The 17,399-nt window shown below is 64.6% G+C and carries 17 protein-coding genes; 16 read left to right on the top strand and 1 reads right to left on the bottom strand.

From position 1 onward, the window contains the following. Positions 1-216 precede the first annotated feature (216 nt). From ribBA to prfH, 10 genes are all read left to right on the top strand, one after another. Positions 217-1,338, top strand: coding sequence for a bifunctional 3,4-dihydroxy-2-butanone-4-phosphate synthase/GTP cyclohydrolase II (gene ribBA / locus EIC84_RS13130; protein WP_003063911.1), 1,122 nt, complete (start codon positions 217-219; stop codon positions 1,336-1,338). Positions 1,339-1,353: 15 nt separating this feature from the next. Next, entirely contained in the window at positions 1,354-1,827 is a 474-nt protein-coding gene (gene ribH, locus EIC84_RS13125) for a 6,7-dimethyl-8-ribityllumazine synthase (RefSeq protein ID WP_003063913.1), read from the top strand. Then, on the top strand, positions 1,820-2,356 hold the full coding sequence (gene nusB / locus EIC84_RS13120; protein ID WP_003063915.1) for a transcription antitermination factor NusB: 537 nt from the start codon (positions 1,820-1,822) through the stop codon (positions 2,354-2,356). Before ribH ends, nusB begins: the two co-directional genes overlap by 8 nt. A 207-nt stretch (positions 2,357-2,563) precedes the next feature. Further along, entirely contained in the window at positions 2,564-3,757 is a 1,194-nt protein-coding gene (locus tag EIC84_RS13115) for a pyridoxal phosphate-dependent aminotransferase (protein ID WP_003063917.1), read from the top strand. 7 nt (positions 3,758-3,764) lie between these two features. Further along, on the top strand, positions 3,765-4,244 hold the full coding sequence (gene ybgC, locus EIC84_RS13110; protein WP_003063918.1) for a tol-pal system-associated acyl-CoA thioesterase: 480 nt from the start codon (positions 3,765-3,767) through the stop codon (positions 4,242-4,244). Continuing rightward, the gene (gene tolQ, locus EIC84_RS13105) at positions 4,241-4,945 is read left to right on the top strand and encodes a protein TolQ (protein ID WP_003063920.1); all 705 of its coding nucleotides are present in this window, start codon (positions 4,241-4,243) and stop codon (positions 4,943-4,945) included. Before ybgC ends, tolQ begins: the two co-directional genes overlap by 4 nt. Before the next feature lie 144 nt (positions 4,946-5,089). Then, complete coding sequence (locus tag EIC84_RS13100; RefSeq protein WP_003063922.1) at positions 5,090-5,521, top strand: biopolymer transporter ExbD; 432 nt, start codon at positions 5,090-5,092, stop codon at positions 5,519-5,521. A gap of 77 nt (positions 5,522-5,598) precedes the next feature. Beyond that, positions 5,599-6,753, top strand: coding sequence for a cell envelope integrity protein TolA (gene tolA, locus EIC84_RS13095; protein ID WP_003063925.1), 1,155 nt, complete (start codon positions 5,599-5,601; stop codon positions 6,751-6,753). 392 nt (positions 6,754-7,145) lie between these two features. Further along, the gene (locus EIC84_RS13090) at positions 7,146-8,300 is read left to right on the top strand and encodes an RNA ligase RtcB family protein (RefSeq protein WP_003063926.1); all 1,155 of its coding nucleotides are present in this window, start codon (positions 7,146-7,148) and stop codon (positions 8,298-8,300) included. Next, entirely contained in the window at positions 8,291-8,878 is a 588-nt protein-coding gene (prfH, locus tag EIC84_RS13085) for a peptide chain release factor H (RefSeq protein ID WP_003063929.1), read from the top strand. The genes EIC84_RS13090 and prfH overlap by 10 nt, the downstream gene beginning before the upstream one ends. Positions 8,879-8,951: 73 nt before the next feature. Here the strand turns inward: prfH and EIC84_RS13080 are convergent, their stop codons facing one another. Beyond that, on the bottom strand, positions 8,952-9,710 hold the full coding sequence (locus EIC84_RS13080) for a sulfite exporter TauE/SafE family protein (protein WP_003063931.1): 759 nt from the start codon (positions 9,708-9,710) through the stop codon (positions 8,952-8,954). Between the two features lie 146 nt (positions 9,711-9,856). Between EIC84_RS13080 and EIC84_RS13075 the strand changes: the two genes are divergently transcribed. The 6 genes from EIC84_RS13075 to EIC84_RS13050 all read left to right on the top strand — a co-directional run bounded on the left by EIC84_RS13075 (position 9,857) and on the right by EIC84_RS13050 (position 17,373). Then, positions 9,857-10,762, top strand: coding sequence for a LysR substrate-binding domain-containing protein (locus EIC84_RS13075; protein ID WP_003063933.1), 906 nt, complete (start codon positions 9,857-9,859; stop codon positions 10,760-10,762). A 27-nt stretch (positions 10,763-10,789) separates the two neighbouring features. Then, complete coding sequence (gene yegQ / locus EIC84_RS13070; protein WP_003063936.1) at positions 10,790-12,178, top strand: tRNA 5-hydroxyuridine modification protein YegQ; 1,389 nt, start codon at positions 10,790-10,792, stop codon at positions 12,176-12,178. A gap of 155 nt (positions 12,179-12,333) precedes the next feature. Further along, positions 12,334-13,194, top strand: a complete 861-nt coding sequence (locus tag EIC84_RS13065) for a hypothetical protein (protein ID WP_003063939.1) — start codon at positions 12,334-12,336, stop codon at positions 13,192-13,194. Between the two features lie 256 nt (positions 13,195-13,450). Next, positions 13,451-15,667, top strand: coding sequence for a TonB-dependent siderophore receptor (locus EIC84_RS13060; RefSeq protein WP_050788943.1), 2,217 nt, complete (start codon positions 13,451-13,453; stop codon positions 15,665-15,667). A gap of 60 nt (positions 15,668-15,727) precedes the next feature. Further along, complete coding sequence (locus EIC84_RS13055) at positions 15,728-16,834, top strand: PepSY domain-containing protein (RefSeq protein WP_003063944.1); 1,107 nt, start codon at positions 15,728-15,730, stop codon at positions 16,832-16,834. Positions 16,835-16,983: 149 nt separating this feature from the next. Beyond that, complete coding sequence (locus tag EIC84_RS13050; protein WP_012839226.1) at positions 16,984-17,373, top strand: VOC family protein; 390 nt, start codon at positions 16,984-16,986, stop codon at positions 17,371-17,373. Positions 17,374-17,399 lie beyond the last annotated feature (26 nt).

Raw genomic sequence — 17,399 nt, 5'->3', positions numbered from 1 at the left:
TGCGCGCTCAAAGCCCGCTCTGCAATAGAATGAGCGCTTTCCGCAAGGCCTTGTCCTGCAGAAAGCGGCTCCGCCCAGGCGGCCCCCCGCCTCACACGTTCTTTGGAAGTCCTGCCTGCGCCCATGGCGGCGTCGGCAATGCCTCACTGGTGCGTGTCATGCGCCAGCCGCCGACTGCAGTGCATCGCATCCAGTTCACGTCCAAAAAGGCATTCCATGAACAGCTCCCTCCAACCTGTGCCCATCTCGCCCGTCGAAGAAATCGTGGCGGAAATGCGTGCCGGCCGCATGGTCGTTCTCGTTGACGAAGAAGACCGTGAGAACGAAGGCGATCTGGTTCTGGCATCCGACCATGTCACAGCGGAGGCCATCAACTTCATGGCCCGCTTCGGCCGTGGCCTGATCTGCCTGACGCTGACCCGCGAGCGCTGCGAATTCCTCAAGCTGCCGCCCATGGCCGCGCGCAACGGCACCGTGTACAGCACGGCCTTCACCATTTCCATCGAAGCCGCCGAAGGCGTGACCACCGGCATCTCGGCCGCCGACCGTGCACGCACCATCCAGGTGGCCGTGAACAAGAACAGCCAGCCCAGCGATCTGGTACAGCCCGGCCATATCTTCCCGCTGCAGGCCGTGGACGGCGGCGTGCTCATGCGCGCCGGCCATACCGAGGCTGGTTGCGATCTGGCCGCGCTGGCAGGCTGCACGCCCTCGGCCGTGATCTGCGAGATCATGAAGGACGACGGCACCATGGCCCGCCTGCCCGATCTGCAGCTGTTCTGCGCCGAGCATGGCATCAAGATCGGCACGATTGCCGACCTCATCGAATACCGCAGCCGCAACGAATCCCTGCTGCAGAAAGTGGGCAGCCGCCCCATGCAGACGGCCCATGGCGAATTCATCGCCCATGCCTTCCGCGACGTGCCCAGCGGCTCCGTGCATCTGGCACTGGTCAAGGGCGAATGGCAGCCCGACACCACCGTGCCCGTGCGCGTGCACGAGCCGCTATCGGTGCTCGATGCGCTCGAAACCGGCCGCAACCAGCATTCCTGGTGCCTGGACGAAAGCCTCAAGTACATCAACGGCAATGGCCAGGGCGTGGCCGTGCTGCTCAACTGCAGCGAGTCCGGCGAGCAGTTGCTGACCCAGTTCGAAGGCAAGGCCCGTTCGGCCCAGGCGCCGGAGCGTGGCCGCATGGACCTGCGCACCTATGGCGTGGGCGCGCAAATCCTGCGCGAGTTGGGCGTGAGCAAGATGCACCTCATGGGCCAGCCCCGCCGCATGCCCAGCATGGCAGGCTACGGCCTGGAAATCACGGGTTACATCCCCAAAGAATAAGAGACGGAACACCAGATGCAAAACGCAGAAAAAGGCCAAGGCCAGAACCTCAACGGCGCCGAACTGAAGATCGGCATCGTGCAAGCACGCTTCAACGAAAGCATTACCAACACCCTGTTTGCCTCCTGCCGCGATGAGCTGCTGGCACTGGGTGTGAAGAGCGAGAACATCGACCATGTCACCGTCCCCGGCGCACTCGAAGTGCCCGTGGCGCTGCAGACACTGGCCGACACCGATCAGTACGACGCCCTGGTGGCGCTGGGCTGCATCATCCGTGGGGAGACATACCACTTCGAGCTGGTAGCCAACGAATCGGGCGCAGGCGTGACACGCCTGTCCCTGGACTACCGCCTGCCGATCGCCAACGCGATCATCACCACTGAAAACATGGAGCAAGCCATTGCCCGCCAGGTAGACAAGGGCCGCGACGCCGCCCAGGTCGCCGTGGAAATGGCCAATCTGCTCAACTCCTACGACGATCATGAGTGAAGAACAATCCAGCGAGTCCGGCTCGCGCCGCCCTCCCCAGAAGCGCACCGGCCTGACCAGCACCGGCGCACGCAAGGCGGGCTCCAAATCCAATCGCAGCCGCGCACGCGAGTTCGCACTGCAAGGCCTGTATCAGCACATCGTGGGCCGCAATGCGGTGCTCGACATCGACCGCTTCACGCGCGATCTGGCCGGCTTTCACAAGGCCGACGTGGTGCACTACGATGCACTGCTGCGCGGCTGCGTGGAAAACGAAGCTGCACTGGACGCACTGATCACGCCCAAGCTCGATCGCGGCCTGACCGAGATCTCGCCCATCGAACATGCCTGCATGTGGATTGGTGTGTACGAGTTCCAGAACTGCCCCGACGTGCCCTGGCGCGTGGTGCTCAACGAGTGCATCGAGCTAGCCAAGGAATTCGGCGGCACCGACGGTCACAAGTATGTCAACGCCGTGCTCAACGGACTGGCTCCCGAGCTGCGCGCCACCGAAGTGGCGCATGACCGCGCCAACAAGTCCGCCAGCTGAACCGCTTGAGCTGCAGCGCCGTGCCTGCGCGGCCCTGCTGGCGCCACATGCATAGTCAATGCAAATACTGCAACAGGGCCGCAGGTGCTATCGTGCACCGGCTGGCTGGTTGCAGTTTTTTTATGGGCGCAAGGCTGATGCACCGGCTGCACCCTCCGGCACCAGACTGCACCCAAACGCTGATTGATTGAAAGAATAACGTCGTCCATGTCCGTCATCGAGCTTTCCCGCCGCGCCCAACGCATCGAGCCTTTCTACGTCATGGAAATGGCCAAGCACGCGCAGGAAGTGGCCCGCCAGTCCAGCGCCAGCGGCACGCCCATGATCTATCTGAACATCGGCGAGCCGGACTTCAGCGCCCCGCCTCTGGTTCAGGAAGGGGCCGAGCGCGCCATCCGATCCGGCCGCACGCAATATACCCAGGCACCGGGCCTACCCGAGCTGCGCGAGCGCATCAGCGCCTGGTACGCCCGCCGCTTCGGCGTGGACGTGCCGGCGCGCCGCATCATCATCACGGCCGGCGCCTCGGCCGCGCTGCAGCTGGCCTGCCTGGCACTAATCGACGAGGGCGACGAGGTGCTGATGCCCGACCCCAGCTACCCCTGCAACCGCCACTTTGTCTCGGCGGCCGAGGGCAAGCCGGTGCTCATCCCCTCCTCGGCGGCGGAGCGCTTTCAGCTCAGCGCCGCCAAGGTCGAAGCAGCCTGGGGCGAGCGCACGCGCGGCGTGATGCTGGCCTCGCCGTCCAACCCCACGGGCACTTCGATTGCTCCCGATGAGCTGCGCCGCATCCACGACGTCGTGCGCGCCAAAGGCGGGTTGACCATCGTCGACGAAATCTACCTGGGCCTGTCCTACGACGAAGCCTTTGGCCAATCGGCCCTGAAGCTGGGCGATGACATCATCTCCATCAACAGCTTCAGCAAATATTTCAATATGACGGGCTGGCGCCTGGGCTGGATGGTCGTGCCCGAGTCGCTGGTCGCGCCCATCGAGATGCTGGCCCAGCATCTGTTCATCTGTGCCAGCACCGTATCGCAGTATGCGGCCCTCGCCTGCTTCGAGCCCGAGAGCATTGCCGAATACGAACGCCGCCGCGCCGAGTTCAAGGCCCGCCGCGACTACTTCATCCCGGCTCTCGAAGCGATAGGCCTGCCCGTGCCCGTCAAGCCCGACGGCGCTTTCTACGCCTGGGCCGACTGCCGCGCTGCCGCCGAGAAGCTCGGCGTCAAGGGCAGCTGGGATTTTGCCTATGCGCTGATGAACCAGGCTCACCTGGCCATCACCCCCGGCCGCGACTTCGGTCAGGCCGAGACGGCGAACTATGTGCGCTTTTCCACCGCCAACTCCATGGAGCAGCTGCAGGAAGCCATTGCTCGCATGAAAAAGCTCTTCTGCTGAATCCGTGATGATGCAGAGCCAACCAGCGCCTTTGCCTGACGGGGCCGATGCCTTGCAAGCCGCCGCAGCCGGGGTGTTCACATTCCCGATACGCGTTTACTGGGAAGACACCGATGCCGGCGGCGCCGTGTTCTATGCCAACTACCTCAAGTTCTTCGAACGTGCCCGTACCGAGTGGTTGCGCTCGCTGGGCATCGCCCAGCAAAAGCTGCGGGAACAAACCGGCGGCATCTTTGTCGTAACGTCTGCGCAGCTTGAATATCTGCACCCGGCGCGACTCGATGACCAACTCTTTGTTACCGCTAGCTTGAAAAGTGCCGGCCGCGCTTCGCTCACAATCGAGCAGCAGGCGCTGCTGGTCCATTCCGACAGTCACGCCCAAGAGCCCACGCCGCTGTGCACGGGCTCCATCCGAATTGGGTGGGTGGATGGCAAGACCATGCGCCCCGCGAGAATTCCGAACCATATCCTGGAGCAACTTTCATGAACTCCCAAGACATGTCCATCCTCAGCCTCATCATGCAGGCCAGTTGGGTGGTACAACTGGTCATGCTGATCCTGGTGATCGCATCCATAGCGAGCTGGGCCACCATTTTTCGCAAGGCCCAGACCTTGAAGCGAGTGCGCTCGCTCAACGACAACTTCGAGCAGGACTTCTGGTCGGGCACCAGCCTCAACGACCTCTATGCCTCTGCCGCACAGAACGCCAAGACCGGCGGCCCCATGGAGCGCATCTTTGCCAGCGGCATGCGTGAGTACCAGAAGCTGCGCGAGCGCCGCATCGGCGATGTCGCCACGCTGATGGACGGCACGCGCCGTGCCATGCGCGCAAGCTTTCAGCGCGAACTCGACGAAATCGAATCCGGCCTGTCCTTCCTGGGCACCGTGGCCTCGGTCTCGCCCTATGTCGGCCTGTTCGGTACCGTGTGGGGCGTGATGCACGCCTTCACCGGCTTTGCCAATATGGAGCAGATCACGCTGGCCACCGTGGCTCCCGGCATTGCCGAGGCCCTGGTCGCCACCGCCATGGGCCTGTTTGCAGCCATCCCCGCCGTGACGGCCTACAACCGCTACGCCCACCACATCGACCGTATCGCCAGCCAGGAAGAGACCTTCATCGAGGAGTTCTCCAATATCCTGCAGCGCAATGTCGGTGCCACTGCCAGCGGCTCCGCCTCCGGCCATTGAGATGAAACGGTTCCCGAGTCGCTTCAGGCCTCTGGCCTTGACAGGACACAAGGCCCGCGGGCCTTTGCACTGCGCCTCTGGATTGAGCCTCGCGCAAACAGGACGGCTGCGCGCCAAGCAGCCTATTTGTAAGGAGTGTGATCCATGCCAGCCATGAGTTCACGCGGTCGCAATCGCCGCACCGTCAACGAAATCAATATGGTGCCCTTCATCGACGTGATGCTGGTGCTGCTCATCATCTTCATGGTGACGGCGCCCATGCTCACGCCGGGCTCCATCAACGTCCCCAGCGCGGGCAAGTCCTCACGCCCGCCGACCAAGAACATTGCCTATGTGCTGCTCGACAAGGATGGCAGCATCCAGTTCAAGAACGGCAGCAACACCCAGGCCATCAAGCTCGACGACCTCAAGGGTCTGGCCCAGTCCTGGCAGCAAGGCCAGGGCGAGGACAGCGCCATCCAGATCATCGCCGACAAGGGTCTGCCTTTTGACGACGTCATGAAGGCGCACACCACGCTGTCCAAGGCCGGCGTCAAGCGCATTGCCTTCGGCGTCGTTTCCTCTTCCAGCAATTGATCCCCTACAGGAAGCTCTGCCGCCAGCCGCGACTTTGATGCCTTGAAGCCGCAGCCCGCGCAGACCACCAATTCACCATGCCTAACCAGCAAGATCGCGATCAGTTTGCCCCGCCCCGCCCCAAAGGCCGGGCGCGCTCATGGTCGCTCGCCCTGGCCGCGCACGGGTTGCTGATCGCGGCCCTGCTGTGGACGGTGCGCCCCCCCAAAGAAGCCGACGAGGCCATGGTCGAAGCCGAGGTCTGGAGCAGTTCCGCCCCGGCTTCCGCAGCCGCCGTGACACCGCCGCCTCCCGCTCCGGAGCCCACGCCGGAGCCGGCTCCGGCTCCCGAGCCACCACCTCCTCCGCCGGAACCCGTGGTGGCACCGCTGCCTCCTCCTGCGCCTGCCCCCAAGGCTCAGGCCCATGACGACGATCATGAGGCCGAGATTGCCCTGGCCAAAAAGAAAAAGCAGGAGCAGCTGAAGAAGGAAAAGGCCGAGCAGGAAGCCCGCGAACAGCGCGAAAAAGAGCGCAAGGAAAAAGCCGAAAAGGACAAGGCCGAGAAGGAAAAGGCCGAAAAGGCGCAGCTGGAAAAACAAAAGGCCGAGAAGGCTGAAAAAGCGGAGAAGGAACGCAAGGAAAAGCTCGAGCACGAGAAAAAGGAAAAGGCCGAAAAGGCGGCCAAGGACAAGGCCGAGAAGGAAAAAGCGGAAAAGGCTGAGAAAGAGAAAGCCGAGAAAGCTGCCAAGGACAAGGCTGCCAGGGAAAAAGCCGAGAAGGACAAGGCCGACAAGGAAAAAGCCGCCAAGGAAGCCAAGGAGAAGGCGGCCAGGGACGCCAGGGATGCCAAGGCAGCCGATGACCGTCGCAAGGCCGAGCTGGCACGCCTGCAAGGGCTGGCCGGCGGGTCCGGCGGCAGCGATCAGGCCGGCAGCGGCGGCAGCCGCACGGGCGGCGCGGGCAGCAGTGCCAGCGGCGGACCATCGGCCGGCTATGCCGCCAAGGTGGCCGCGCGCGTCAAGCCCAACATCGTCTACCCCGATGCGGTCAGCGGCAATCCGCGTGCCGAGGTCCGCGTGCGCACGGCACCGGACGGCACCATCACCAGTGCCACGATCTCCAAGTCCAGCGGCAACGCGGCCTGGGATGAAGCCGTGGTGCGCGCCCTGCACAAGACCGACAAGCTGCCGCGCGATATCGACGGCAAGGTGCCGTCGGACTTGGTCATAGGCTTCAGACCCCAGGACTGACGCGGGACTGCTCCCCGCGCTGTCCCCCAAGCCCCGCAGGCACGGCCTGCGGGGCTTTTCTCTATCTGTGGCCAATCCGCAACGCACCGAGCTGCATGGCTTGCGCCGCCGCTCGCCAGTCCATAGCATGCCTTTCTTTGCCGCACTCCATGCAGGATTGCGCGCTTCACCCACTCACGCAAAGGAAAGAGCCATGTCCCAGACGACAAATCCCTTTGCAGTCGTGCCCGCCTAAAGCCTTCTAGCGCTTCCCGCCACGCTGCAGACCTCGCCCGGCCCATGGAACGACATGGAGCCAGGCCTTGTGCTGCGCGTGAATTCCCGGATGCCCTCGGCCGAGCATGTCGCGACTGCCCCATCGCTGATTTCATGCATTCGACCAAGGGCCATTCATGGGCAATTCTTTTTCGGACACCTATATCAAGGTGTTCGCCAACCGCAGCGTCTGGATCGAGGACGCTGCCATCCAGCAACTTCACACCACCGCCGCCAACCTGGACGGCATCCGCGCTGCCGTGGGTCTTCCCGACCTGCATCCGGGCCGGGGCTATCCCGTGGGCGCGGCATTTTTCTCGACAGAACGCTTCTACCCGGCCCTGGTCGGCGGCGACATAGGCTGCGGCATGTCCCTGTACGCAACCGACCTGGCCGTGCACAAGACCTCGGCCGCCAAGCTTGAAAAAGCCGTGGGCAATATCGACGGCCCTCTGCCTCTGGAGCTGCTGGAGACCATGGACATGGAGCAGCTGCAGGAGATTGCGCAGACCAGCGGCCTCGCCGATCCGGCCTATCTGCTGCAGAGTCTGGGCACCATAGGCGGCGGCAACCACTTTGCCGAACTGCAGCAGGTCGAGACCCTCTACGAGGAAGGCGCGCTCGACAAAAAGCGCGTGCACCTCATGGTGCACAGCGGCTCGCGGGGCCTGGGCGGCGCCATACTGCGCGAGCATGTGCAGCGCTTCAGCCACGACGGCCTGGCCGCCGGCACCGACGCCGCAAGGCAATACCTGCTGCAGCACGATGCCGCAATCGACTATGCGCAGCTCAACCGCAGCAGCATCGCCCAGCGCCTGCTGCGCGCGATCCGCAGCCAGGGCGAGGCCGTGCTCGACATCACGCACAACCATGTGCTTGCCCACCGCTGGCAGGGCCAGGACGGCTTTCTGCATCGCAAGGGCGCCACACCGGCAGACCGGGGTCTGGTCGTCATTCCGGGCTCGCGCGGCGACTACAGCTATCTGGTGCGGCCCGTCACCGGGCGGCACGAGGCCCTGGATTCGCTGGCCCACGGCGCCGGCCGCAAATGGGCGCGCACGGACTGCGCAGGCCGGCTGCGGCCCCGCTTCACGCTGGACGAGCTGCTGCGCACGCGCTTCGGCAGCGCCGTGGTCTGCGCCGACCGCGAGCTGGTCTACGAGGAGGCCCCCCAGGCCTACAAGGATGTGGACTCCGTGGTCGCCAGCCTGCAGCAAGCCGGCCTGGTGGAGCTGGTCGCGCGTCTCAAGCCCCTGCTGACCTACAAGAAGGGAGCCATGCAATGCTGCTGATGCAACTGAGCTCGGCCCACGGCCCCGCCGAGTGCGAATACGCGCTGCAGCTGACGCTGCGCAAGCTGCTGCAGGCCTGCGCGGCCGAGGATTTGGCCGTCAAGGTGCTGGAGGAGTCCCGCACCCCGGCTGGCTGCAGGTCGGTGCTGCTGCGCTGCGAGCGCGAGACGCCCGCGCTGCGCGAATGGCTGGGCACCATCCAGTGGATCTTCGCCAGCCCCTTCCGGCCCCGGCATCCGCGCAAGAACTGGTTCGTCGCCGTGCAGCGCTGCGAGCCGCCGCGCCAGCTGGCCATGGACGGCGAGATACAGTTCCAGTCCTGCAAGGCTTCGGGCAAGGGCGGCCAGCATGTCAACACCACGGACTCGGCCGTCCACGCCCTGCATGTGCCCAGCGGGATTGCCGTCAAGGTCATGAGCGAACGCAGCCAGCATGCCAACAAGCGGCTGGCGCGCGAGCTGCTGGCCATCAAGCTGGCGCAGCACAATGCGCTCAGCGAGGGGCAGGCGCAGCGCCTGCGCAACCAGCAGCACTGGGGAGTGGAGCGCGGCCAGGCCGTCAAGGTCTTCCGCCTGTAAGCGCCCCGAGACGACATTGCCGCCCGCCTCCCGAACGCAGAGGCGGCGGCAATGTCGCTGCGGCCCCGGCCACTTAGAAGCACAGGTAGACACCCAGGGCCAGCAGACTGAGCATCAGCAGCTTCCGGAAAAGCTCGGGCGAGAGTTTCTCGCGCAGCAACTCGCCCCAGTGCATGCCGGCCAGAGCCGGAATCAGCATCAGGGCCGAAGTCAGCAGTCCCAGTCCCATCTCCTGCGCCTGAGCACCCAGGCCTTGCCCCTTCCAGAACAAACCGGCCCCCAGGGCCAGCGTGGAAGTGGTAAAGCACAGGCCCATGGCCTGCATGAGTGCGGGACGGGCCAGGCCCAGCGACTGCAAAAAGGCCACGGCTGGCACGACAAAGACACCGGTAACCGCCGTGATGGCGCCCGTCAACAGGCCGCATGCCGCGCCCAGCCAGGCCTGGTGCTGCACCGGCGTCTGCCAGCGCAGGCCCGACAGCCCCCACAGGGCGTACATCACCAGCGCCAGGCCCAGAGCCGGCCTGGCTGCTGACAGGCTGCCGACTCCGCCCCAGAGGGCCACACCTCCCAGCGTGCCCAGCACAATGCCCAGCTGCATCCAGCCCAGACGCTGCAACAAGGCCCGCAAACCCGCCACAGGCCGCATCTGCACCAGATTCGTCACCAGCGAAGGCAAAAGCAGCAAGGCCGCCGCCTGCGCAGGCGGCATGAACACCGCCAGCAAGGCCATGGAAACCGTGGGCAGACCCAGACCCACCACGCCTTTGACACAACCCGCCAGGCCAAACACGGCAATGGCTGCCGCAGCCATCCAGCCTTCGTTCCACATCATCAGTCCTTCGTATTATCCGAATCTTTAAACACCGGCAAGATCTATCTTTCTCTTGCTTAGCGCTGATAATCCTTCGACACAAGACTCTTTACCAACGGGATTATTCAAATCCAGACTTCGTATAAACCTTAGGCTTGAATCCCATGCGCTTTGACCTGACCGACCTCCAGCTGTTTGTGCACATCCTCGACAGCGGCACGCTGACGGCAGCGGCACAGCGCAGCCATCTCACGCTGGCCTCGGCCAGCGAGCGCGTGCGCGGCATGGAGGCGCTTCTGGGCACGGCGCTGCTCATTCGCCAGGCACGCGGCGTGCAGCCCACGGCTGCGGGTCACACCCTGGGCCAGCATGCGCGCCAGGTGCTCAGCCAGATGCAACTCCTGCGCGGGGCCATGGGCGAGTTCGGCGCCGGCCTGGCCGGGCAGATACGTTTGCGCGGCAATACCTCGGCCGTGCGCGAGCATCTGCCGCTGGCCGTCAGCGGCTTTCTGCGCCAGCACCCGCAGATTGCACTGGAGCTGCAGGAATGCCCGAGCAGCGAAGTGCTGGCCGGACTGCGCCAGGGCCTGTGCGATATCGGCGTGGCGGCCTGGGATGCCGAAGACGCGGCGGCGCTGGCAGGCCTGCACTGCCAGCCCTGGAGACAGGACCCGCTGGCCGCCGCCTTGCCGCTGGGCCATGCGCTGACCGGACGCTCGCAACTGAAACTGGCCGAGCTGCTGCACGAGAACTGGGTCGGCCTGCCACGCGAATCCGCCCTGCAGCAGCTGCTGCAGAAACAGGCCTTGCAGATCAATGACCGGCTTCTGCGCATCCAGGTCCAGCTGCAGCATTTCGAGGGTCTGTGCCAGCTCGTTGGCCAGGGCGTCGGCATTGCCGTGCTGCCGCTGGCTGCCGTGCAGCGTCACGGCGCCGCCACCGGCGTGGCGGCCGTGCCGCTGTCCGACGCCTGGGCGCAGCGCCAGCTGCTGCTGTGCACGCCGGCTGGGTCGGCATCGCTGTCCTTGCCTGCGCGGCAGCTGCACGCGCAGCTGCTACAGACTGCGTAGCCTTAGCAAGCCACGGTGAAAAGCGCTATGCGGGACAATAGCGCCATCATGACCCTCAAAGCCCCCGAACTGCTGCTGCCTGCCGGCTCGCTCGACAAGATGCGCGCCGCCTACGACTTTGGTGCCGACGCCGTCTACGCCGGCCAGCCGCGCTACAGCTTGCGCGCGCGCAACAACGAATTCCGCCTGGAGCAGATCGGCCAGGGCATTGCCGAGGCGCATGCACGCGGCAAGAAGTTCTTCCTGACCAGCAATCTGATTGCGCACAACGACAAGGTCCGCACCTATATCCGCGACATCGAACCCATCATCGCCATGAAGCCCGACGCCATGATCATGGCCGACCCCGGGCTCATCATGATGGTCAAGGAAAAGTGGCCCGAGCAGGAAATCCATCTGTCCGTGCAGGCCAACACCACCAACCACGCCACCGTGAAGTTCTGGCAGAAGATGGGCGTCTCGCGCATCATCCTGTCACGCGAGCTGAGCCTGGACGAGATCGAGAAGATCCGCCAGGAATGCCCTGACATGGAGCTGGAAGTGTTTGTGCACGGCGCGCTGTGCATTGCCTACTCGGGCCGCTGCCTGCTGTCGGGCTACTTCAACCGCCGCGACCCCAACCAGGGCACCTGCACCAACGCCTGCCGCTGGGACTACAAGACGCATGACGCGGCCGTGGACCCCAACACCGGCGAGGCGCTGGGCCAGACCATGGAAAACGGCTTCAACTTCGAAGAAGCCAAGAACGATCTGGACAACCAGTTCACCAGCACCTGCGGTGACCAGCAACGCCACCCCAAGGCCGATGCCATCTATCTGCTCGAGGAAAAAGGCCGCCCCGGCGAGATGATGCCCATCATGGAAGATGAGCATGGCACCTACATCATGAACTCCAAGGACCTGCGCGCCGTGGAGCATGTGGAGCGCCTGACCAAGATCGGCGTGGACTCGCTCAAGATCGAAGGCCGCACCAAGAGCCTGTACTACGTGGCCCGCACGGCCCAGACCTACCGCCGCGCCATCGACGACGCCGTGGCCGGCCGTCCGTTCAACCCGCATCTGATCACCGAACTCGAAGGCCTGGCCAACCGCGGCTATACCGGCGGCCTGCTGGAGCGCCGCCCTGCCAACGACTACCAGAACTACGAAACCGGCCACAGCGTGCTGCAGCGCAGCCACTTCGTGGGCGCGGTGCGCGGCTATTCCGACGGCATGGCCGAGATTGAAACCATGAACCGTTTCGCCGTGGGCGACACCATCGAAGTGATTCATCCCCAGGGCAACCGCCAAGTCAAGCTGGAGAAGATGTTCAACCTCGAAGGCCAGCCCGTGGAAGTCGCACAAGGCAACCCCGTGCGCGTGCGCATTCCGCTGGAAGGCCCTGTGGAAGGTGCGCTGATTTCGCGTCTGCTGTAAGCTCGACCGGATTTGCTTTTCCAACGCCCCATACGCTGGGGCGTTGCTCTTTTCTCTATAGCTGCTTTCGCTTGTCCTCTCTTGGATTCAAATTGAATTCATGTTGAGAACCAACGACAACAAGCGCAAGCAGCTCCTCAATTTGAAGAACACACATGGAACTGAAGATTGACGAAGGCCTGAAGGCCTATATCGACCCTCTGACCCCGGACGAGCACGAATCGCTGGAGCGCAGCATCCTTTCCGAAGGCTGCCGCGACTCCCTGGTGGTCTGGGGCGATCTGCTCATCGACGGCCACAACCGCTACGGCATCTGCCGCAAGCACGGCCTGCCCTACAACACCGTCCAGGCCACGCAGTTCAAGAACATGGACGACGTGCATCTGTGGATGATCGACCAGCATCTGGGCCGCCGCTCGGTCTCGGACTTCCAGCGCGGCGTGCTGGCGCTGCGCAAGCGCGAGATCATTGCCGAGCGACGCGCTGCCGCTGCCGCTGCCGTGAACGCCGCCAAGGCCGCCCAGCCGGCCAGCGAGGAAGCCCCCTGGGAAGGCGAGACCGACCCCGTGGTGGCCCAGGCTCTGGCCAGCGTGGCCAAGGTGCCCGACGAAGCGCTGGACACGCGTGAAGCCCTGGCACGCGCCGCCCGACTGTCGGCCGGTCAGGTCAAGATGATCGAGACCATCCAGGAAAAGGCTGCGCCCGAAGTCGTGGCCGCGGTCAAGGCCGGCGAACTCTCGCTCAATGCCGCTGCCGTGGTCGCCACCCTGCCCGAGGAAGAGCAGCAAGCCGTGGCCGCCGAAGGTGCCGACGCCCTCAAGCAGGCCGCCAAGCGCGTGCGCGATGCCAAGAAAAAGCCCAAGGCCGCCAAGCCCGAAGCCGAAGAATCGGCAGAAGCCGTGCCAGCCGCCAGCCCCGAAGAGCTGCAGACCCGCGTCACCGAGCTGGAAGCCGAGAACGAGCGCCTGCGCCTGCAGGTCAAGACCTTGCAGGACCTGCTGGCCGAACAGGGTTAAGCCGCTCTCTTGCCCGGCTCCCGTACGCAGCCTCCCCGAACGGCCAGATTGCCGGGCAGGGAGGCTGTTTTTTTGTGTCTCAACATAACCACATACAGCCAAATGACAGCAATTCTCATTAATATCTGCGCCTGCCAATAAACGCCACATAGTCCCCTCCGGCCCCGACTGAAGACAAGAGATGCCGCCAGCGCAAGGCTGGGGCAGCGCGCTGTTCATGCCAGCCAGGTGCTGTGTGCACTCCCCTACAACACCCATGGCTAACCTCCATCTTTCCGACTCCCCCGCTTTTCGCCTGAGCAGCGCCGCCGCTGCCGTTGCCGCAGCCCTTGGCATGCTCGCCAGCCCCGTTCATGCACAGACGGCCAACGCCGCCACTGCCGAAGCCGCCCTGGACTCGGTCACCGTCACCGGCAACTGGCTGGATGGCGATATGTCCAGCGCCGAGAAGGTGCTGGAGCATCCAGGCGCCCGCACCATCGTCGAGCGCGAGCGCATCCAGGAAAGCGGCGCGGCCACCTTGCGCGAAGCGCTGCGCCTGGTGCCCGGTGTGCAGGTTCAGGACAGCAACGGCACGGGCGGCAGCGATATCTCTCTGAACCTGAGCGTGCGCGGTCTGACCGCACGCCTGTCGCCACGCTCCTATGTGCTGCAGGACGGCGTGCCCGTCTCCTACGCTCCCTACGGTCAGCCCCAGCTGTCGCTGGCGCCCGTGGCGCTGGGCAATCTGGACTCCATCGACGTGGTGCGCGGCGCAGGCTCGGTGCGCTACGGCCCGCAGAACGTGGGCGGCATCATCAACTTCACGACGCGCGCCATTCCCAAGACTTTTGCGGCCGAAGCCTCCATCGGCACCGAGATCTACAGCCACGGCGGCAACGTGAAGACCACGCCCAGCTTTTTTGTGGGCGGCACCAACGAATCGGGCCTGGGCCTGGCCGTGCTGTATTCGGGCACGCACGGCAAGGGCTGGCGCAGCAGCAACGACAAGACCGACATCGACGATCTGCTGGTCAAGGGCAGCTACAAGCTCAGCAACAACAGCAGCATCTCCGCTTCGCTGCACCACTTCGAGGGCAAGGGCCAGATGCCCGGCGGCCTGACCACGGCCCAGTACGCCGCCGACCCGTTCCAGAGCACGCGCAACTATGACCAGTTCACGGGCCGCCGCACCGACGGCTCGCTCAAGTACAGCTACAAGGACGGTCGCAACAACTTCGAAGTGCTCAGCTACTACGTGGACTCCTTCCGCGGCAGCTATATCGAACGCGACGCCACCGGCGCCAATGCCGGCAAGCGCAGCCTCACGGCCGCACCGCGCGACTACAGCTACTACGGCGTGGAGCCGCGCTACTCGCGCATTTTCGAGACCGGCTCCGTGGTGCAGGAAGTCAGCGTTGGCTATCGCTACCTGAAGGAAAAGAGCTCAGAAACGGCGCTGGCCACTTCGGGCTTCTATGTGCCCGGCCAGGTCGATGCCATGGCCCTGCCGCTGAACACCACCCAGACCAGCCAGGGCGGCACCACGGCCAATGCCTTCTATATCGACAACCGCATCGATGTGGGCAACTGGACCATCACGCCCGGCGTGCGCTACGAGCGCATCCGCTCCTTCAACAATGTGGTGGACTACAAGGGCGCGACCGCAGCGGCCATCTACCCGACGGCTGCCGCCAACGAATGGCTGCCCACGCTGTCGGTGCTCTACCGCGTCGACAGCCACTGGGCGGTGTTCGCCAATGCCGGCAAGTCCTTCGGGCCCCAGCAGTACGCACAGTTGGCCCAGTCGTCCAACAACCAGCTCTATCCCGAATCGGCCAAGACCTATGAGCTGGGCACGCACTACAAGAGTGACACCTGGAATGGCGAGCTGACGCTGTTCAACATCGACTTCAACAAGGAGCTGTTCCTGGACCGCCCGGGTGACGGCACCGGCAACGGCATCTGGACCGATCTGGGTGCCACGCGCCACCGTGGTCTGGAATCGGCGCTGCGCTATGACTTCGGCAAGAACTACCCGGCACTCAAGGGCCTGTCGCTGGGCATGAGCTATACCTTCACCCAGGCCACCAGCCAGGCCGGCCCCTTCGCAGGCCGCGACCTGCCGCTTTATTCGCGCCACACGGCCGGCCTGTCGGCACGTTATGCGATGGAGCGCTGGACCTTCAATGCCGATCTGAACGCCCAGTCCAAGCAACGCTCGCCCGGCACGCCCGGCACCAGCGCCAAGCCCAATCCCTACATCACGCAGGAAGATGCCAACGGCAATCTGGGCGATATCCCCGGCTTTGCCATCCTGGGCCTGCGCACCAGCTATCAGGCCGGCAAGGAGCTGAACAATCTGCGCCTGACCGTGGGCATGAAAAACGTGTTTGACCGCCGCTACTTCACCCGCTCCACCGACAACAACGGCGGCGGCAAATACGTGGGCATGCCACGCACCCTGTACGTCCAGGCCACCCTGCCGTTCTAAGCGGCGGCCCCGCGAGTCCACCTCAGGACCGGTCACGCGGGGCATCACAACACACGCGCAATGACTTCGCTCCGTTCTCTGTGGCTGCGGCTGCATCGCTGGTTTGCCCTGGGCCTGGGCTGGATTCTGATTCTGGCCGGGCTCACCGGCACCCTGCTCATCATCGGCCAGCCACTGGACCGCATGGCGCACCCCGAGCTGTTCCAGGCCCGCACGACGCATGCGCAGCAGGCCGCAGCACTGACGCCGATACTGACAAGAGCCCATGAGGAGTTCGGCAGCAAGGCCACTCTGCGCTTCCGGCTGCCTCAGGAGACCCAGGACAGCCTGTGGCTGCGCGTTCAGGCGGCCAACTGGCGCGGCACCATTTACCTGGACCCCGCCACCGGAGCGGAGCAGGGCCGCCGTGGCGAGACCGAGGGCTTTGTCAACACGCTGTTCAAGCTGCACAGCACCTTGCTGCTCGACGCCAATGGCAAGGCCATACTGGCCTGGACCACCCTGGCCTACGTGCTTCTGCTGCTGACGGGCGTCATTCTCTGGTGGCCCAAGCGCTGGCCGGGCAACTGGCGCATAGAACTCAACAAAAGCCTGGTGCGCGCCCTGTTCGACATGCACCGCATCGGCGGCGTGATCATGGGCCTGCTGATCGCGGTGTCGGTCGTCACCGGTGCCTATATGGCATGGCGACCGCTGGGTGACTGGCTCAATGTGCTCAGCAGCAGCACGGCAGTCAAGCCACCCAAGCTGCCCGCACTGGCTGAGGAAGGCCCCCTGCCCGCCGATGTGGACGCCATGCTGGCCTCGGCCCGCGCGGCCATGCCCGATGCCCAGGCCAGCTTCGTGCAGCTGCCGCCCAATGCCAAGCAGGCCGTACGCATCCGCTTTCGCGCCCCGGGCGAGCCGCACCCCAACGGCATCAGCTCGGTATGGCTGGACCCGCGCAACGGTGCCGTGCTGGACGTCAGGCGCTGGAATGAACTCGACCCCGGCGCTGCGGCGGTGGCCGTGGCCTATCCGCTGCACACGGGCGAGCTGGGTGGCGTGCTGATGGAAATCCTGGCCGGCCTCAACGGCCTGGTGCTGAGCGGCTTGGGCATCAGCGGAATCTGGCTCTGGTGGCACCGCCGCAAGGCCAGAAAGCTTGCCGCCCAGAGAAAGCCCTGAGAGCGCGGGCCGGCGCCCTGCAACCTGCGCCCGGCCCTTGCCCCATGTTCCAGGTTCGAAGCCCCTGTTAAGGGCCGGGTCTGCTTGCATCACAGCCTCTGCGGCCTCAGCATCTGTACTTCCACCGATGAGCAGACAAGGAGCTGAAGATGGCTATGAATCCCGTTGGCTGGTTCGAGATCTACGTGCAGGACATGTCGCGCGCCAGGAGCTTCTACGAAGCCGTGCTGGGCTGTCAGCTGCAAGCGCTGGCCATGCCGGAAGGCGGCGAGCACCCCGATATGGAGATGTGGGCCTTCCCAGGGCAGCCGGATAACGCTGGAGCCACCGGAGCGCTGGTCCGCATGCCGGAATGCCCCTCTGGCGGCGGCGGCACGCTGGTCTATTTCGTCTGTGAAGACTGCGCCGAGCAGGCCGCCCGCGTTGCACGCAACGGCGGCAGCCTGCACCGCGACAAAGTCTCCATAGGCCCCTATGGATTTATTGCCCTGGCCATCGATACCGAAGGCAATATGTTTGGCCTGCACTCGATGAAATAGGGCTCGCGCCAGCCCACGAAAAAGGC

The organism is Comamonas sp. A23 (assembly GCF_004522605.1).
In the GTDB taxonomy this organism is placed as follows: Bacteria; Pseudomonadota; Gammaproteobacteria; order Burkholderiales; family Burkholderiaceae_C; genus Comamonas; species Comamonas thiooxydans.
This window is presented reverse-complemented; position numbering and strand designations above follow the sequence as displayed.

What these genes read in the sequence shown, in the direction of transcription:
- ribBA (WP_003063911.1), top strand. Translation starts at nt 217, where the DNA reads ATGAACAGCTCCCTCCAACCTGTGCCCATCTCGCCCGTCGAAGAAATC.
- ribH (WP_003063913.1), top strand. Translation starts at nt 1,354, where the DNA reads ATGCAAAACGCAGAAAAAGGCCAAGGCCAGAACCTCAACGGCGCCGAA.
- nusB (WP_003063915.1), top strand. Translation starts at nt 1,820, where the DNA reads ATGAGTGAAGAACAATCCAGCGAGTCCGGCTCGCGCCGCCCTCCCCAG.
- EIC84_RS13115 (WP_003063917.1), top strand. Translation starts at nt 2,564, where the DNA reads ATGTCCGTCATCGAGCTTTCCCGCCGCGCCCAACGCATCGAGCCTTTC.
- ybgC (WP_003063918.1), top strand. Translation starts at nt 3,765, where the DNA reads ATGATGCAGAGCCAACCAGCGCCTTTGCCTGACGGGGCCGATGCCTTG.
- tolQ (WP_003063920.1), top strand. Translation starts at nt 4,241, where the DNA reads ATGAACTCCCAAGACATGTCCATCCTCAGCCTCATCATGCAGGCCAGT.
- EIC84_RS13100 (WP_003063922.1), top strand. Translation starts at nt 5,090, where the DNA reads ATGCCAGCCATGAGTTCACGCGGTCGCAATCGCCGCACCGTCAACGAA.
- tolA (WP_003063925.1), top strand. Translation starts at nt 5,599, where the DNA reads ATGCCTAACCAGCAAGATCGCGATCAGTTTGCCCCGCCCCGCCCCAAA.
- EIC84_RS13090 (WP_003063926.1), top strand. Translation starts at nt 7,146, where the DNA reads ATGGGCAATTCTTTTTCGGACACCTATATCAAGGTGTTCGCCAACCGC.
- prfH (WP_003063929.1), top strand. Translation starts at nt 8,291, where the DNA reads ATGCTGCTGATGCAACTGAGCTCGGCCCACGGCCCCGCCGAGTGCGAA.
- EIC84_RS13080 (WP_003063931.1), bottom strand. Translation starts at nt 9,710, where the DNA reads ATGTGGAACGAAGGCTGGATGGCTGCGGCAGCCATTGCCGTGTTTGGC.
- EIC84_RS13075 (WP_003063933.1), top strand. Translation starts at nt 9,857, where the DNA reads ATGCGCTTTGACCTGACCGACCTCCAGCTGTTTGTGCACATCCTCGAC.
- yegQ (WP_003063936.1), top strand. Translation starts at nt 10,790, where the DNA reads ATGCGGGACAATAGCGCCATCATGACCCTCAAAGCCCCCGAACTGCTG.
- EIC84_RS13065 (WP_003063939.1), top strand. Translation starts at nt 12,334, where the DNA reads ATGGAACTGAAGATTGACGAAGGCCTGAAGGCCTATATCGACCCTCTG.
- EIC84_RS13060 (WP_050788943.1), top strand. Translation starts at nt 13,451, where the DNA reads ATGGCTAACCTCCATCTTTCCGACTCCCCCGCTTTTCGCCTGAGCAGC.
- EIC84_RS13055 (WP_003063944.1), top strand. Translation starts at nt 15,728, where the DNA reads ATGACTTCGCTCCGTTCTCTGTGGCTGCGGCTGCATCGCTGGTTTGCC.
- EIC84_RS13050 (WP_012839226.1), top strand. Translation starts at nt 16,984, where the DNA reads ATGGCTATGAATCCCGTTGGCTGGTTCGAGATCTACGTGCAGGACATG.